This is a genomic window from Nitrospirota bacterium, assembly GCA_023229435.1.
Taxonomy (GTDB): domain Bacteria; phylum Nitrospirota; class UBA9217; order UBA9217; family UBA9217; genus JALNZF01.
This window is the reverse complement of record JALNZF010000006.1, coordinates 51,659-68,405: the sequence shown is the minus strand read 5'-3', so window position 1 is coordinate 68,405 and position 16,747 is coordinate 51,659. Positions and strand designations below refer to the sequence as shown.

Here is a 16,747-nt window from a genome sequence, read left to right as displayed (position 1 = left end):
GTCTGGTTTTTTATAATTGTATCGGCTCGGGTCTAAATATTATCCGCAGATTACGCTGATTCCACAGATTAAACCAAACCTGAATTACCTGCTTTAAAAAATCTGCGTCCATCTGCGAAATCTGCGGATAGACAGCTTTTTCTCGTCATTTACATCTTCTCAAATATCCCCGCCGCCCCCATGCCGCCGCCGATGCACATCGTGACCATCCCGTAGCGGACATTGCTCCTCTGCATCTCGTGGAGAAGGGTCGTGCTCAGCTTGGCGCCGGTGCACCCCAGGGGATGTCCCAGGGCAATTGCTCCGCCGCTCACATTGACCCGGGCAGGATCGAGCCCAAGTGTCCGGATGCAGGCCAGAGACTGGGCGGCGAATGCCTCGTTGAGCTCAATGAGACCGATCTCTTCCTGCTTCAACCCGGCAAGCTTCAGGGCTGCCGGGACTGCCTCAATGGGGCCGATGCCCATGATCTCGGGCGGCACCCCTTTCACGGCAAAGGCGACAAACCGCGCGAGAGGAGCTTTGCCCATTTTTTTCAGGAATTCCTCGGACACGACCAGCACCGCCGCGGCCCCATCGGTCATCTGCGATGAATTGCCGGCCGTGACCGTACCGTTCGTCTTAAAAGCGGGTTTCAGTTTTCCGAGGATCGCCGGGGTCGTGTCCCCCCGCACACCGTCATCGATACTCACGAGCTTTTTCTCTTTTTTCATTTTTCCGTTGACCAGCGTGCAGACCTCAACCTCGACAGGGATGATCTGCTCCTTGAATTTTCCCTGCTCGATGGCGGCCGCGGCCTTGACATGGCTCGCTGCGGCAAAGGCATCCTGGTCTTCCCGGGAAATGGTGTACTTTTCCGCCACCAGCTCGGCGGTGATCCCCATGATCGTGAACGATTCCGGCCAGGAGGCGGCCAGCGAGGGATTGACGCTGTACTTGTTTCCGCCCATCGGGATCATGCTCATGCTCTCCACACCGCCGGCGATGATACAGTCGGCAAAACCCGCCATGATCCGTTCGGCGGCAGAGGCTATCGTCTGCAGTCCCGATGAGCAGAAGCGGTTGACGGTCTGGGCCGGCACCTGGTAGGGAATCCCGGCCCTCATAGCCGCGATCCGCGCCATGTTCATTCCCTGCTCTCCCTCGGGGAAGGCGCACCCGATGATGACGTCTTCAACCAGCAGCGGGTCGATGGCCGTTCTCTCCAGAAGCCCTTTCAACGCTGCCGCTGCCAGGTCGTCGGGTCTGACATCCTTTAATTTCCCTTTTTTCGCCTTGCACCCGGGAGTACGGTAGGCAGCAAGGATATATGCGTTCCTCATCGGTATCCTCCGTTGTTTATATATTCTAAAAGCATCAGCTGATCTCTCGCAGAGGCGCAGAGTTCGCAGAGAAAAGCTTTAAAATATTCTGGGTAAAACCAAGACTTAAGGGTTTTGATCTAACTCCGCGTCCTCAGCGTGCTCTGCGAGAGACGCCTTTTGATTTCATGCTTCTAATTCCGCAGCGGTTTCCCCTTCTTCAGCATGAACTGAATCCGCTCCAGCGTCTTTTTCTGGCCGCACAGTTTGAGGAACGCCTCCCGCTCCAGCTGAAGCAGATACTCCTCGGTGATCAGGGTGCCGGCGGGAACATCACCACCGGTGATGACATCGGCGATCGTTCCGGCGAGGAGCTCTTCGAACTCAGTGACCTGTCCGCCCATCCTCATATTCCAGACCTGTGACTTGATGGTGGCGGCAATGCTCCTTCCCGGCGCCTTCAGGTCGATGAGCGGCTGTGCAGGACGGTAGTTGGCCGCAAGGGCGATCGTCTTCTGCTTGGCATCGAAGATCCGTTTGTCCATATCCATGGTGATGGCATCGCCGTGGCGCATGAAGCCCATCCCCCAGAGCTCTGCCGCGGACGTGCTCACTTTGGCCAGTGCAATGTTCGAAAAATTCTTAAAGATGAACGGGCTGATATCGGTCTCGTATTCCTCGGCAAGTTTTATAGCGCGTATCGCCATCTCCTTGGTCCCCCCGCCTGCGGGAAGGAGCCCGACCCCGATCTCCACGAGCCCCATATAGGTCTCGGCGTGGGGGTTCATCGCGTCGGAATGGAGGCAGATCTCGCACCCGCCTCCCATGACGAGGTTGTGAGGTGCGGCAACGACCGGTATCTTCGAGTACTTGATCGCCATCATCGCCTTCTGGAAGTTCTTGACCGTCAGGGCGATATCGTCATAGGCCCCCTCGGCAATGGCCATGGCAATAAGCATCAGGTTGGCGCCCGCGGAAAATACCCTTCCCTCGTTGGCAATGACAAGACCCACGCCTTCGTTTTCCGCCCGTTTGATTCCCTGGTGGACCATGGCGAGGATGTCGTTGCCGATCGCGTTCATCTTGGTGTGGAATTCAAGGCAGAAGACGCCGTCCCCCAGGTCGAGCACGGAAGCGCCGCTGCTCTTCTCCACCACCCGGTTGCTTTTTGTCAAGAAAGAGAGGCTGATATTCGCGGCAGGCCTGGAAATTTCGCGGTATTCCCCGGCAAGCATGTCATAGTAGTAGTCTTTGTTGTTCTCGAATTTGTAAAATTGTTCGATCGATTTAAGGACCGCCGGCACCTTCACCCCGTCCTGCTCCGCCCGCTTCACGAAATTTTTAACGCCGATGGCATCGAGCATCTCGAAGGGGCCGAGGTCCCAGTTGAATCCCCACTTCATGGCGTTGTCGATGTTCACAATGTCGTCGGCGACCTCGGGAATCATGCCGACCGTGTAGATCAGGGTATCGCGCAGGTTCTTCCAGGCGAACAGCGCCCCCTTGTCCGTGCCGGACAAGACCGTCTGCAATCGTTTTCCCGGATCATCGATCGGCTTGGCCGCTTCCGCGGAAGCGTACTTGGGCCGCACTGACGGCGCGTACTGCCCGGTCTTATAGTCATAGTAGAAATATGCGGTACCTTTTTCGTCCTTCTCCTTCTTGAAGAACCCCTGTTTGCTCTTGTTCCCGAGGAGGCCCTTCTTTACCATCTCGCTGACGAAACCGGGCAGGAAAAATGTCTCCCGCTGCTCGTCCTTCACCAGGGTTTCATGGGCGTTGTCCGCGACATGCTGCAGGGTGTCGAGACCCACCAGATCAGCAGTGCGGAAAATGGCGCTTTTCGGGCGGGCAGTGGCCGGCCCGGAAACGGCGTCCACCTCCTCCACGGTCATCTCCATCTCGATCATGTGGCGCATGCTGTTGCACATGGAATAGACGCCGATCCGGTTGGCGATGAAGTTGGGAGTGTCCTTGGCAAAGACGATCCCCTTCCCGAGGCGCTTCTCAATGAATCCTGCCATGAACCGGACAATGTCAGGATCGGTGAATTTGTTCGGGACGATCTCCAGAAGACGCATGTAGCGCGGGGGGTTGAAGAAATGGGTGATGAGGAAGTTTTTCCGTATTGGTCCCGGGAGGCTTTCGGCCATTTCGTTGACGGAAAGTCCGCTCGTGTTGCTGGAGAGGATGGCGCCCTCTTTCAGGTTCGGGGCGACCTTCTCGCTGAAGAGACGCTTCTTGATCTCCATCTTTTCAACAACGACCTCAATGATCCAGTCGCACTCCCGAAGTCTTTTGATATCGTCATCGAAGTTCCCCACCTCGATGAACGAGGCATAAGCAGGGATGAAGAACGCCGCGGGCTTGATCTTCTTGAGCCCTTCCAGTCCCGCTGCTGCGAATCGGTTCCGTACAGCGGGATCGTTCAGGGTAAGACCTGCCTTCTTCTCAGCCTCGTTCGGCTCGTTCGGCACAATATCGAGCAGGAGCACCTGGATACCGGCATTCGCGAGGTGGGCGGCAATGGTCGCTCCCATGACCCCCGCCCCAAGGACAGCCACTTTGTTGATCTGTTTCATCGCGTTCCTCCGTCGTTGCATTGCTTTCGGGAAATTATATGAAAATGCTTTTGGGTCGGCAAAAACATTGATTATTAAATCTCCCCTAAGGGGGATTTTCATTCGCCGTTGTGTCCCGACTCAGCGGGGCATGGACGTTTTCTTTTTTGTTCCTCGGCTAATTGTACCATCAACTTGAATTATTGTATAGATGTAACTATTCAGCTGTAACTATTCAGCAGGTCAGTCGCTGGGCGCAGATGCGGAAAGCCGGCGCATGCCAGCACGTAGACTGCATCGGTACGCGTGCCGAAGTCTTCTCTTTCAGCAAGAACACAGAGGCGCCGCTTATGGGCACTCAGCAGCAGATCGCCGATACCCCTTAAAGGTCAATAGGTATTTATGAGTGGTCTATACTTGAAAAAACACTTGACTTTATAGTATTCAGAGTATATAAGTAATTACTAATATACTTAAAGGAGTTGGGCGTGAAAGTTGAAGCAGAATCCTTCAAGGTGCTTGCTGTAGAAACCCGAATAAAAATAATCGAGTTGCTTAAGGCTGGACCATTGTCCGTTAATATAATAACCGATGCCTTGGGAATCAGTCAGTCTGCGGTTTCACAGCATCTTCGTGTACTAAAACAGGCGGGTTTAGTTACCGATGAAAGAAAGGGCTACTATATTTATTACACTCTCAACAAAGAGAGCCTTGATAAGTGCCAACATGAATTGATGAAAGTCTGCACCTGCGGCTGTGAATTCGGTAACAAGAAACAGGTCTCCGGCCCAAAGGAAGCCTTACTTGAGTATAAAAAACGCCTTGAGAGAGAATTGCAAGAGGTTAAGGGAAAGATTGCAGCGCTGGAAAAAAAGTAGTAGAATATTTTTTTATTTTTTATATAAGCGTATGCTCATAAACTAAAATGGGGAGGCAGCCCATGTGCCAAGAGCATGAGTGTACCAGTAGAGAGAAGCAATGCATTTGTGAACACGCAATTGACAATAGACTTCTTAGTAAAAATGAACTGCTGATCCGGCTTAAGGAGTATAAAAGGAATTTGGAATCAGAACTTGACGCGGTTAATAAAAATCTGGAATCATCGGCTACCGCCGAAGAAGGAGGTGACTAATCATGGCAGATGCGAAGAAAAACGAGAAAGCGGAAAAAACAGTAGAAAGCGCAAAGACATCGACCTGCGGCTGTGGATGCGGCTGTGTTCCACCGATGAAAAAGTAATAAAACTGATTATTCTAAATGATTCGTGGGGAGACAGCATTCTCCCCACGAAATTCTCCAGGAGGTTGAGTAAATGGACGGATTATTGTTGACCGTGACCGCATGGGTGCATTTGTTATCGGCAGTTGTCTGGATAGGTGGAATTTTTTTTATTTTATACGTTGCACTTCCGGTTGTGGGAAAAACCATAGACCAGCCGGGTAAAATCATGGGGCCTCTGAGCAAGCGTTTTATTCCGCTGGCAAACGTCAGTATTTTCCTGATCATCGCAACCGGCATCATCATGAGTGTTGCTTCGCGTGAATTTGCCGACCTCAGCAGGCTTTCCAGCCTACGGGAACAATCGCTTTTTATAAAGATTCTGCTCGTAGTAACGATGACAAGCATTCATATTTACCGTGGGTTGTTTCTGACACCGGGGATAGCACGGTTAGCGTCGAAAGGAAGCCATCCTGAAAAAGTTCAGAAGTTACAAACTTTATCCCTGAATCTAGTAAAGATCAACTTTTTTCTGGGCATCACAGTGCTCTTATTAACCAGTATGCTGTATGCTTACAGGGCCTGAATCTCCCAGTGAAGAACCCTGCGCCAAGAGCGCAGGGAGTTTTAAATCACTTGAAAGCGATTTTCTCAAAATATTCTCGGCGCCAAGATCAGAACTCATATCTAAGGTGCGTGTAAACGTTGTCATCCTTCGCCAGTTGCCCGAACCGGCCTCAGGGTTTGCCGCCGCCGAAAAGATTCCATCCTATGGCAACCCAGATTGCGAGTCCGTAAAATTATATTTTACTTCGGGATCCATCAGGTAATCTTCATCCGACAATCCATAAAGGGCGAAAAAAGAAAGCCTCAGGGTCTGATGAATCATGAACTGCGTAAGCCGCAGGGAAGCAAGCTGATGAAGCCATTTCTCCAGCGGTAAACCGGGGGGGGGAGATTTTGCACGAAAAACCTCTTCATGCATACCTCCTCCGATTTGCATAATCGTATATCGATATTTTCAGATGTCGGCCCTAAAAAGTCAGGTTCATATCCGCCGGGATCACAACGTCTTTATAGTAATGCACCGGATCGGCTACCTTGACACCGTCGATCAAATCCTTTTTGGCAATGTTGAACAACGCGACATTCAAGGGACAAGCAAGCACGGTTCCTCCCTCCGCGATCAGCATGAAGAACAGGTCCTCGACGCTCGGCAGGTTCATCTCCTCCATCTTCTTCATTACCGCGTCGCCCTCTTCCTTCGGCTGGTCGGGAAGACATTTGAGGTCCTTCACTTTTTCCTTGTGCACCGCATTGATGCCCCGTGAGCCGAAGAACATAGTGACCTTGGAGCCTTCCCGCAGAAGGCTCAGCGCGGTCATGAGGGCATTGTAGACCTGGCATAGCTCGTCGTGGAAACACATCACCGAAACATTTTTCACTATCTTTGGCATGGCAATTTTCCCCCTTTCAGGAACACGCAAGGAAATAGCGCAGATTCTACGGCCAGTTGCTCAAACCGTGCCTCATCTTGGAAAGGAAATATTTCTCAAAACCGAGCTTCATCCACTTCGCCCAGATCGCCTTCTTCATATAAGAGCTCTGCCGCGGCGGAAGGACCGGATACGCCTTCATAAAGGCGGCCGTATTGCCCAAATCCATGAGGCATACCACGCCAAGTTCTTCCGCAGGGGGCGGCGTCTTACCGGTGACATCAGAGGCGATCGTTGCCGCGGCGATCTCAGCCATCCTCACGGTCATGAATCCCGTCTTGGGAACACCCGTCGGCACGGGCGTGACCTCCGGCGGCGCTATCGCCATGGCAACGCCGACGGCAAAGATGTTTTTGTACTTCGTATGCCGGTAATTTTTGTCCACGGGGATGAAGCCCCGGGGATTACCAAGCGGAGCGACTGCGGGCACACCCCTGAACGGCGGCGCGATCATCGCGAGCTTGAAGGGTATCCTGGCGCCGCCCTTGAGCTTGATCTCCCCGGGCGTGACCTCCTCGATGGCCTGGCTCACCATGGGCTTGATATCACGCTCGGCGAATTCATCTTCGATAAATCGTTTTGAGTTGCCGAGCCCGCCCACACCCATGTGCCCTGGGTAGGGCTCTGAGGTGAGGTAGATAATGGGGACTTTGTGCCGCATCTTCAGCCTCCGAAGTTCGGCATCCATCTCGAAAGCGAGCTCATACGACGGGCCGAAGCAGCTCACCATCTGCGATGATCCGAGCACGATCGGCCCCGGCGTTTCGAGTACCGTTCTCCACGTCTGCGCGGTCTTCACCGCGTGGTTGAGCGTAAACGTGCAGGCGGTGAATCCCTTTTCCGGCCCAAGGCCGGGGATTTCATCAAAGGCAAGATGGGGACCGGTGGCGATAACGAGATAATCATAGGACAACCCCCGTGTGGTGGTGTACACCTTGGATGAATCCCCATCAACCTGCTTTGCAGCTTCATGGATAAAATCAATCCCTTTCGGCTTAAGAATGTTGCTCAGTCTGAGCGTTATGTCCTCAGGCTTCCTCCATCCCATAACAAGCCACGGCAGGGACGGCAGGAACACAAACCGGTCATCGTCACTAACCACTGTTACGTCGGCATTCTTCCCCAGCAGCCGTTTCAGTTCCAAGGCCGCGGTCAGTCCCCCGAACGATCCCCCTAACACAACGATCCTTGTCATAGTTCCTCCGCTGTGATCTACTTTGTCATCCCCGAATGTTTCTATCGGGGATCTGGTTCATCCGAACAGGTTAAACCGGATTCCCGCTCAAAGCCTGCCCCAGCATGATTTAAGCAGGGGCGGGAATGACGGATATGTGGCGATGCAAAAGGTCCCGCTAAAACATCCCCACAACCTTATCGCTTTCCATCATAAGGTCCGTCAGCCGGTCGTAGTCGATGGCCTGCACCCAATCATCGATCTCGGAAGCTTTCATTCCCCGCAAACGCTTATCATCATCCAACACATACACTGTGCCGGGAAAATCGCCGAGTCTTTTTTTCTGAGCGAAGATCACACCGTTCTGCAGCAGGACAAGATCAGCATTACCATCCCTCGCAAGGGTCACGCCCCTCATTCCGTCAGCGGTATCCGGCGCGCTTTTACTATCACGATCATGGGAGCCTCCCTCAAAAGATCATCGTTGTCTTCGCTTCTTTCACCAATTCTGCGATCTCCTTGCCACCGACCGCATTCACACCCTCGACCAGGTCACCAGTCTCCACACGCTGGGCCTTCAGCGAGGGGCCGTCCGCATAGACCGTGACGCCCATGTCAAGGCAGTCCTTGAGAGCGCCTTCAAGATTGGTATAGCCGGTCCCGGAATCATCCTGTCCCTTTTTCGCGAGCATGACGCCCCCATCCACGAGAATAAGATCCACGCTGCGTTCATCAGCGAGCGCTCCCAGGGCGTGTCGGACCGCCTCGGCCGCGTTAATATCGCCGTAGGGTGAGCGTTTCAGGATCATTGCTATTGCAGCCATATTTATTCTCCCTGGTGATTTAATTCCGCACTCCGCATTATAGTCACGCTCCCATATTCAGCCAGATATCCGTTTCGTCCATCGTCTTAAACAGCCCTTTGAGAGAACCGATGTCCGTGCCTGCAAGATAATCGTCCTTCGCCGCACGGCGAAAGTTCAGACAGCCGCCTCAGATATACACCCGCAGCCCTTTTTGTATGAGATGGGAGAATTCTTCTTCTGCGTTCAGGATGCCTTTTGCCTTCTGTTTTGTCAGGAAGCAGTAGACGCCGTCCGCTGATGCAATAAGATTGACCGTATGGCCCTTGTTCATGGCTGATTCAGCGATGCGAACGCTCGTCAAGGTGTTCTCGTACGAATACGGCGATGTGGACAGATAGAGGGAAAGGGTTTTCGGCATGGTGGCCTCCTCAGAAGACACGGATGATCATACGCGCCGCTTGTTTGCCTCGGAATAACTGATTTATAGCAAACGCAATAATTGTTGTTATGTCATTTGTAGGGCAACCCTTCAGGGTTGCTTAAAGCAAGGCTAAAGCCTTGCCCTACAGGTAACATTATTTTATGCGTTGGTTTTAGATGATATCCATCCAGACCTTTACGGCCGTGGCGGAAATAATCGCGGCCAATAGCCATCGGAGAAATTTCGTGTTGGTCTTGTTGCCGACGATGCTGCCCCACCGTGCAGCGGGCATTGCGCCGATGATAAGGGGCAATGCCATGATGAATGGCACCTGACCGGTCGCCACCTTGCCGACCAATCCAGCGGATGAAGAGAACAACCCGATCGCGAGCGTGCTTCCGAGTGTCACCCGGAGCGGGATCTTCAGGACATACAGCATCATCGGAATAAGTATGAATGCCCCGCCCTGCCCTACCAGACCGATGGAAAAGCCGAGGACAATACCGATCACGATCGCAGTACCTTTATGAAAAACAACGTGTTCCTCGGTCAGATCGTCCTGATGATAACTTCGAGGGATGAGCATCATCGCTGCCGCGATCAACGCCAGGGCACCGAAGACCATAAGCAAAGGTCCGTCGGGTATCTTCTTCGACATCAGCGCACCGATCAGCGATGAAAGAAATAGGGATAACCCAAGTGTAAGTACCAGTGACTTGTTCACCAGCGCGTTCTTGTTGTAGTAGAACATTGCCGTGAGCGCAGAGAAAAAGCCCTGTACCATCGTGAGACCGGTGATGCTCTTGACGTCGATCCCGCTGAATCCCAGGAACGGCGTCACGTAGAGCAGCAGCGGGAACATGACGATGCCGCCGCCGATGCCGAGCAATCCCGAGAGAAACCCGACAGAGGCGCCGACCAGCAGCAGGAACAAGGTGAAGGCGGCGTCCATTTATTGCACCACGAAGATCCGCGTCGATCCTTTTTCTTCTCCTTCGAGCACATCACCGATGTGGGCCGCCAGGATATGCTCTTTCTGCAAAGCCGCAATGAGCTTGTTCTTTCCGGCCTGAGGCATGAACATCAACAGACCGCCCGATGTTTGTGCGTCGTTCATCAACACCCGGTCGGTCAGCGAAACATCGCCGCTCCAGTCCACGAAGGGGTCATAACTTTTCTGATTGGCCCTCGTGCCTCCCGGTATCATTCCCTTCTCCGCGATCGTCACCGCCTCCTCGAAAAAAGGCACCCGACGTGCGTGGAGTCTGGCCGAACGGTTGCTCGCCGTCAGGACCTCCATCAGATGGCCGATGAGTCCGAATCCGGTGATGTCAGTGGCCGTACTGACGCCAACTTCAAGCATGATCTCGCCCGCCCGCTTATTCAGCGTTGCCATCGATTTTGTGAACGCGTCCGCGGTCGCTTCGCTGCACTTCCCGGATTTTATCCCCGTAGAGATCACTCCGGTGCCTATTCTCTTAGTGAGGATCAGGGCATCACCCTGCCTCGCTTTTGTGTTGTCAAGAATTCTCCCGGGATGAATGGATCCGAGTATGGCATATCCGAATTTCGGTTCCTTGTCCTTGATCGTGTGGCCGCCGATGATGGCCACCCCGGCCTCGGTCATCTTGTCGATACCGCCCTGCATGATCCGCTTGTTGATCTCGATGAACTCCGGCCCCGCGGGAAGCGCCGCAATGTTCAAGGCCACCAGCGGCTTGCCGCCCATTGCATACACATCCGACAACGAGTTTGCCGCCGCGATCGCGCCGAACCAGTAGGGGTCATCGACGATGGGCGTGAAAAAATCCGCCGTAAAGACCATTGCAGTCTCGTCATTGATACGGTAGACCCCGGCATCGTCTGCATTCGATGGGCCGACCAGCACGTTCGGGTCCATGATCTTCGGCAAGTGTCCCAGAACCTGGGACAGTTCAGCAAAGCTGAACTTTGCCGCTCAACCGGCGCAGCTGGAAAGTTGCGTAAGCTTGATTTCCATTGTTGTCTGACCTCCCCTCTGCATGGTGAATAAATAATCCTCTATCGCCTTCTCCCGCCGGGATACGTGCCCTTCCTGGTCACGGGACAGCACGCCGGAGCGGGTATGTCGTCGTCATATTCTTTTTTAAGAAGTTCAAGCAGGTCGGGGATCAATGGTTCCTTCAGGAAGTAGCATTTGAGCCTGCCATCAATGAAAAAATCGATGATTCCATTCGTGCGCAGGAGACTCAGGTGTTGAGACACGTTCGGCTGGCTGATGTCAAGGGTTTCCTCGAAATCGCTCACGCACTTCACGCCCTGCACCAGGTCTTCGAGGATCTTGATACGGACAGGATGGGCAATAACCTTGAGCAGTTCACCCCTTTTTTCTAACGGGATCATCTTGTTTTATTGCCTCATGTGGATGGTTTATTTTGGAACAGCAGCTTCCTGCAAGACATGTGCAAACATTATTATGTTATTGTAAAATTGTCAATAGATAATTCAGATTTGAGGAAACGGGAATGTATGCCCTACTCTGTATCTGATCTTATTTATAAGCGATAATAATAGAATTCGGCGTGATTCGTGCCTTTAACAGACGCGGACCTAAACAGGGGTGCGGTTTTCCGCACCCCTGTATCCGCTGATATTGCAAACATCGCCCGGTCCATGACAGGGGAGTATAGAGGATATCCCCCAAAGTTTTCTAAGAGTCGGTCGGGAATCGCTTATGTCGATTATTCGCAGCCTCCTGTAAATTTGCGAATTTTACTGCCGATATTCTTGCCATCCACGGTTACGTACGTAACTTGGCGTTTTTCATCTTCCTTAACATCGGAGAGCATGGCGGCATCTTCCATCACCACAATCACCTCGGAACCGGACTTTGTCTTGATGGTAACACTCTTGGTAGCGATGTCGATCTTGGAAACCTTGCCCTTCACCTTCTGCTGTTCTTGAGCGACGGCAACCATGCACAAAGAGAGCGAAACGAGAACGATAAGTGCCGCCACTATCATCTTCTTCATTGATATTCACCTCCTTCCCATGCTGTATTATCTTGAATGCCTGGCTTAACCGGTTTTAAATTAAATTTTGACACTACCTTCGCTTGAACTTCTGATAGAGCACCGGAACAAGGGCGAACATGCCCAGCAGGGCAAAGGACCCGAGCACCCGGGGCGAAGCGACTTCGCTCATGCTGGTGATTGTGGCAAGACTGGCGCCGGCGTTGCAGAATACGAAACTGCCGGGGATGATGCCCACCATGGTGCCGAGAAAGTATGTCCGAAGGGGCATGCGTGTCAGTCCTGCCCCGAGGTTGATCAGGAAAAAAGGAAAAACCGGGACCAGCCGAAGGAACAGGAGGTAGTTGAAGCCTCGTGCCTCAAGTTCCTTGTTTATCTTTTCAAGACGGGCCCCGAATTTGTTCTGGATCACGTCGTGGAACAAATAACGGGCCACGAGGAAAGCCAGGATCGCTCCTACCGTAGCGCCGATATTAACATACAGGGTCCCCATGACAACGCCGAACACGGCCCCTGCCGCGAGGGAGAGGATTGCGGCTCCGGGAAGGGACAGGGCTGTCTGGATGATGTAGACGGCGATAAACGCGGCGGCCATGACGAGCCGGTTCTGCTGATAGAATGCCGCCAGCGCATCGCGGTTGGCCTTGAGCGACTCAAGGGTCAGGAACCTTCCCAGGTCGAATACAAAGAACACGGCGATGAGCATTACGATGCTCGCTGCGATCAAAATCTTTTTTTTGTCCATGTATCTCCTCGTTCCACGTTGGTCATGACCGCTGCCGCTTTAACCGTGCCGTGAAGAGCGGGAGCGCGTTAACCTGAAGCAGTCTCATCAGCAGAAACATTCTTCGGCGGATTGCGTGCCATCCTGGTCCGGGACAGCAGCCGTTCCGCAGCCCTTGAATGCCCCGAAATGTCTATTGAAACTCCCCGTGACCTCGAAAAAGGGCTTGAGCCTCGTTTGCGAAAGCATGAGAGCAGTATTGCTGCACACCTTTTCCGGCCGGTCCCGTTCGAACACATGGCCGGAGTCCAGCGGGAAAGCGAACGGCGCTTCACGGACTCCGCCCCGGTACACGGCGACATGGCCGAAATCCTCGCAGGCGTCCTCGATGCCGTCGATCTTCCAGAGGCGGTACGTAATGGATGAGAACCGGATGTTTCCGACACGGGCGCGCACATCCTCATTCGCAATGGATATCCTTCGCCGGGAAACAAGCCGCGGGTCATTGAAGCCCGTCTTTCGGGCGATGCGGACGAAATCCTTTTCATACAGCGCTCCCCCCAGGCACTCTCCATGCAGCACGGGGTCTTTTTTCAGTGCTGCCGGCATCCTCCGGTCGGCATAGATGTCGGAAAAATAGAATTCCCCGCCGGGCTTCAGCATGTCATGGATCTGCCTGATGATGGTCTCTTTGTCCTGAACGAGATTGATTACACAGTTGGAGATCACGAGGTCGAGGGAACCGGCGGGAAAATGGCGTTTCGCGTGCTCAATGTCGTCGAAAATGAACCTGCAATTCGGCTCGGCGTATCCGAATCGCTTCATCTGCATATCAAGATATTTTTCCGCAACGCGGATTTGCGCCTCGGTCATGTCGATGCCGTACACAAAGCCCTGCTCGCCCACGAGCTTCGACATGATATAGCTGTCCCTGCCGGTGCCGCACCCAAGGTCGAGGACCTTCAGCCCTTCCAGGACGAGGGGTATGGGCGAGCCGCAGCCATAGTAGCGCTCCTTGATCTCATCGGCAATGGAGGGAAGAGCGGCGCGCACGTGTTCCGGCATGGAATCGGGCGTGCAGCAGGCCGTTGTCTTGAGATCGGCGGCGGTCTTGACCACGTCACCGTAATAGTGTTGGACATTCCGCTTGACGTCGAATTCGTCCTCTTCGGTCACCAGCGCTCCCTGGCAACTGCTCCCCCGGTTCACGGTGCAGGCGTAGCAGTGCTCGTCGCAGGTAATCTCGGGCGCGAAGTCGCTGAAGTCGAGCTCCCAGAATTTTTCCTGTTCATACCCCTTGATCCTGATCCCCAGAGCGAGGTTGAAATCACAGTCGTATACATGGCCCTGGTAATCAACGGATAGAAGCCGCCTGCACATGACCCGTTGCAGGGTATCAGGGTTAAAGTTGTCGAACAATTCCCTCATATACTCGTCAAGTTTTCCCTGGCGCAGCAGGTCCTGTTTGAACCGTTTGATCGGCGTATTGACGATGGTCAGCAGGTTGTTGAAGGTGATCCCGTATCGGTCTGTGAGAGCCTGTTTGTATTCCCGTTCGAGCTCTGTCTGCTCCGGCGGCAGGTAATCGCCAACAGCATTGTACACAAGGTCGAGCTTCAATCCGTCTGTTCCGTAACCCAGCGTGTTGAGCCGTTTCAGCACGTTGATGCTTGTCCGGAAGACGCCCTTGCCCCGCTGCGCGTCGGCCTGGTCCTCAAAGGTGCCGGGGAGCGACGCGATCAGCCGCACGCCGTGCCGCTTATACAGGTCGATAAACTGTGCATACCCGGGCAGGTCGAGGACGGTGAGGCTTGTCCTGACCGTGACCTTTTTGTCCCGGCGCGAGAGCGTTTCGATAAACATCGGCAGACTCGGGTTCATCTCGGGCGTGCCTCCTGTGAACTCGATGTTCGGTACGTCGATCGAAAGGAGCTTATTGAGGATCATCCCGGCCGTCTTTGCGTCCATGTTCTCGTCACCCGCAGGAGACGCGCCGACGTGGCAATGGGCGCAGGCCTGGTTGCATCGATTGCCGACGTTGACCTGGACCGTCTCGATCCTTTCCTTTTTCAGGATTTCCCGCTCCCAGAAGACCGTCCGAGACATACATACCTCCCCTTGGTGTTTTAATTGTGGATCGGGCGTCTTTTTACCAGATCCGCTGTAACGCTGCTGTTAACCCATATTCTGCGGTTGGCTCGCAAAAACGACCCGCTGCGGTTACAGCGGGGCTCGCATGGCTTAGAACGTGAGATTCATATCAGCAGCTATGACAACCGTTTTATAGTTTTGTTGCGGGGTCGGCTGCCTTGGGGAACTGTTGAACAGCGCGACGTTCAAGGGACAGGAGCAATTGTGAATGTATCGTTTCTTCCCGCTGTCCTGGGTGTATGACCTTCATCTGCCCTTAACGAACAGTTCCGGATGGGGCCAGCCGTCGATCCCGCCTTCCAGAATAAAGAGCCTTTTTTCCGGCACGCCTTTTGACTTCAGATAGTCATATGAATTGACGGCGCCGCCTTTGCCCATTGGACAGATAATGACCACATCGCCTTTCGACGTTTGGATTGCAGGAAGGGCTTTATCAAGCCGCTTTTTTTGTTCATCGCTTTTCGATGGGAAGGCGTTCGTCTCTATTGATCCCCTGAAATGCTGATCGCCAAAGTCCTCGGCAGGCTGGATGTCGACTATGACAAGCGGTTTATTGTTTACAAGCCATTGTTTAAAGATGTCCGGCTTCACATAATTTGCCGCCAATGCGGCATACGGAACAAGGAGCAGAGTAACAAGCGCCAAACACAACGTAATCATCTTTCGTTTCATCAAGAACCTCCTCTGTAGTAGTTTTTATTTTGTGCGGTCAATAACCCCCGCCTCCCTCAGTATGAGTACTCATCAGTGAGTCAAGATCTGATACCACATTTTGATCCCGGTAATAGCGATGATGACGGCGATCACGAGCCTCAGATACTTCGTATTTACCTTCTTGCTCATGCCCCCTCCGAACTGAGCACCCGGCACGGTGCCTACGACAAGGGCCAGCGCAGCGGGCCAGAGAATCTGGCCGGTCGCCATTTTGCCGATAGTGCCCGCGAGCGCCCCCAGGAATACGATGCCCAGCGTACTGCCGATCACGATCCTCGTCGGGATATTCAATAAATAGATCATGATTGGGATATAAATAAACGCACCCGGCGCGCCCACCATTCCTCCGAATACGCCGATGAGGAGGCTCACGGCCATTGCCAACGGCTTATTGTACTTGAGATCTTCCGGCAACATATCCTGGCCCTGTTCCCGTTTGGGAATGAACATGGCGACCGCGGCGATCACCGCCAGACTTGCAAAAATGGCCAGCAGAAATGCGCTTTTCGTGTGTTGTGAGTAAAATGAGCCTGCGAGATTCCCGATCGCGTTGCAGATGCCCATATAGAGAAGCAGCGATTTGCTCACGAATTTATTCTTGTGATGGACAATCACGCCGGTGAGCGATGCGGAAAGGACCTGTACCATGCTGATCGCCGCCACCTGCTTCATATCGAACTGGCCAACGCCGAGAAGAGGCGGCACGTAGAGGAGAAGCGGGATCATAAAAATAGCGCCGCCCAGACCTAATAATCCGGAAAGGAATCCACCGCCCAGACCCAGCGAGACAAGGGTGATCAAGAGAGGGATATCCATTATGTATTCCCTCCGCCGTGGATCAGCAAAATGCCCTTCAGCGATTCAATAGTAACTATGTCGTTCCTGGCGACGATCCTGCCGTTCACCGCAACCGACGGACACGGCGGCGGGTCCTTCTCCAGCGCATACTCCGGCGAAGGTTTCTTGATAATGACGACCTCCACATCCAACTCCTTTTCCGCCCGACCGGCGGTCTCCGTAAGGGATACTCAGCGCTTCCCCATCGGGTCATTGATATAGAACTTAATAACATTCTTTTTCATCTATCTTCTCCTTTCCGGTGAAATTGAGTGAGCAATGATGCCTTAAGAATTGTATGCAAATATTATTATGTTTTTATATAAATGTCAA

19 protein-coding genes are annotated in these 16,747 nt (G+C 53.3%); 2 read left to right on the top strand and 17 right to left on the bottom strand.

Annotated features, from left to right (window positions below; genetic code table 11):
• Positions 1–149: 149 nt before the first annotated feature.
• A complete protein-coding gene (locus tag M0R70_06400) occupies positions 150–1,322 on the bottom strand; it encodes an acetyl-CoA C-acyltransferase (protein MCK9418989.1) in 1,173 nt (390 codons plus the stop codon).
• Positions 1,323–1,495: 173 nt separating this feature from the next.
• Positions 1,496–3,883 (bottom strand): 3-hydroxyacyl-CoA dehydrogenase/enoyl-CoA hydratase family protein, encoded by a 2,388-nt coding sequence (locus M0R70_06395; GenBank protein MCK9418988.1) that lies wholly within the window; start codon positions 3,881–3,883, stop codon positions 1,496–1,498.
• Positions 3,884–4,350: 467 nt separating this feature from the next.
• Between M0R70_06395 and M0R70_06390 the strand changes: the two genes are divergently transcribed.
• Both M0R70_06390 and M0R70_06385 read left to right on the top strand, forming a co-directional pair.
• Entirely contained in the window at positions 4,351–4,740 is a 390-nt protein-coding gene (locus tag M0R70_06390) for a metalloregulator ArsR/SmtB family transcription factor (protein ID MCK9418987.1), read from the top strand.
• Positions 4,741–5,174: 434 nt separating this feature from the next.
• Complete coding sequence (locus M0R70_06385; GenBank protein ID MCK9418986.1) at positions 5,175–5,666, top strand: DUF4149 domain-containing protein; 492 nt, start codon at positions 5,175–5,177, stop codon at positions 5,664–5,666.
• A gap of 183 nt (positions 5,667–5,849) precedes the next feature.
• On the opposite strand, the gene M0R70_06380 is transcribed toward M0R70_06385, so the two are convergent.
• From M0R70_06380 to M0R70_06310, 15 genes are all read right to left on the bottom strand, one after another.
• Positions 5,850–6,065, bottom strand: a complete 216-nt coding sequence (locus M0R70_06380) for a hypothetical protein (protein MCK9418985.1) — start codon at positions 6,063–6,065, stop codon at positions 5,850–5,852.
• 49 nt (positions 6,066–6,114) lie between these two features.
• The gene (locus M0R70_06375; protein ID MCK9418984.1) at positions 6,115–6,537 is read right to left on the bottom strand and encodes a DsrE/DsrF/DrsH-like family protein; all 423 of its coding nucleotides are present in this window, start codon (positions 6,535–6,537) and stop codon (positions 6,115–6,117) included.
• A 46-nt stretch (positions 6,538–6,583) separates the two neighbouring features.
• Positions 6,584–7,771, bottom strand: coding sequence for an FAD-dependent oxidoreductase (locus M0R70_06370; protein ID MCK9418983.1), 1,188 nt, complete (start codon positions 7,769–7,771; stop codon positions 6,584–6,586).
• Between the two features lie 157 nt (positions 7,772–7,928).
• Complete coding sequence (locus M0R70_06365) at positions 7,929–8,159, bottom strand: hypothetical protein (GenBank protein MCK9418982.1); 231 nt, start codon at positions 8,157–8,159, stop codon at positions 7,929–7,931.
• Positions 8,160–8,220: 61 nt separating this feature from the next.
• Complete coding sequence (locus M0R70_06360) at positions 8,221–8,574, bottom strand: DsrE family protein (GenBank protein ID MCK9418981.1); 354 nt, start codon at positions 8,572–8,574, stop codon at positions 8,221–8,223.
• Between the two features lie 169 nt (positions 8,575–8,743).
• Positions 8,744–8,974: a DsrE family protein gene (locus M0R70_06355; GenBank protein ID MCK9418980.1), complete on the bottom strand. Its 231-nt coding sequence runs from the start codon at positions 8,972–8,974 to the stop codon at positions 8,744–8,746.
• Positions 8,975–9,149: 175 nt separating this feature from the next.
• Positions 9,150–9,929, bottom strand: coding sequence for a sulfite exporter TauE/SafE family protein (locus M0R70_06350; protein MCK9418979.1), 780 nt, complete (start codon positions 9,927–9,929; stop codon positions 9,150–9,152).
• Positions 9,930–10,976, bottom strand: a complete 1,047-nt coding sequence (gene selD, locus M0R70_06345; protein MCK9418978.1) for a selenide, water dikinase SelD — start codon at positions 10,974–10,976, stop codon at positions 9,930–9,932.
• 41 nt (positions 10,977–11,017) lie between these two features.
• Positions 11,018–11,359, bottom strand: coding sequence for a metalloregulator ArsR/SmtB family transcription factor (locus M0R70_06340; protein MCK9418977.1), 342 nt, complete (start codon positions 11,357–11,359; stop codon positions 11,018–11,020).
• Positions 11,360–11,697: 338 nt separating this feature from the next.
• Positions 11,698–11,988 (bottom strand): hypothetical protein, encoded by a 291-nt coding sequence (locus M0R70_06335; protein ID MCK9418976.1) that lies wholly within the window; start codon positions 11,986–11,988, stop codon positions 11,698–11,700.
• A 73-nt stretch (positions 11,989–12,061) separates the two neighbouring features.
• A complete protein-coding gene (locus M0R70_06330; GenBank protein ID MCK9418975.1) occupies positions 12,062–12,733 on the bottom strand; it encodes a TVP38/TMEM64 family protein in 672 nt (223 codons plus the stop codon).
• 87 nt (positions 12,734–12,820) lie between these two features.
• A complete protein-coding gene (gene arsS, locus M0R70_06325) occupies positions 12,821–14,818 on the bottom strand; it encodes an arsenosugar biosynthesis radical SAM protein ArsS (GenBank protein ID MCK9418974.1) in 1,998 nt (665 codons plus the stop codon).
• 291 nt (positions 14,819–15,109) lie between these two features.
• Complete coding sequence (locus tag M0R70_06320; GenBank protein ID MCK9418973.1) at positions 15,110–15,535, bottom strand: rhodanese-like domain-containing protein; 426 nt, start codon at positions 15,533–15,535, stop codon at positions 15,110–15,112.
• 72 nt (positions 15,536–15,607) lie between these two features.
• On the bottom strand, positions 15,608–16,393 hold the full coding sequence (locus M0R70_06315) for a sulfite exporter TauE/SafE family protein (GenBank protein ID MCK9418972.1): 786 nt from the start codon (positions 16,391–16,393) through the stop codon (positions 15,608–15,610).
• Positions 16,393–16,560 (bottom strand): hypothetical protein, encoded by a 168-nt coding sequence (locus M0R70_06310; GenBank protein ID MCK9418971.1) that lies wholly within the window; start codon positions 16,558–16,560, stop codon positions 16,393–16,395. Before M0R70_06310 ends, M0R70_06315 begins: the two co-directional genes overlap by 1 nt.
• Positions 16,561–16,747: the final 187 nt, after the last annotated feature.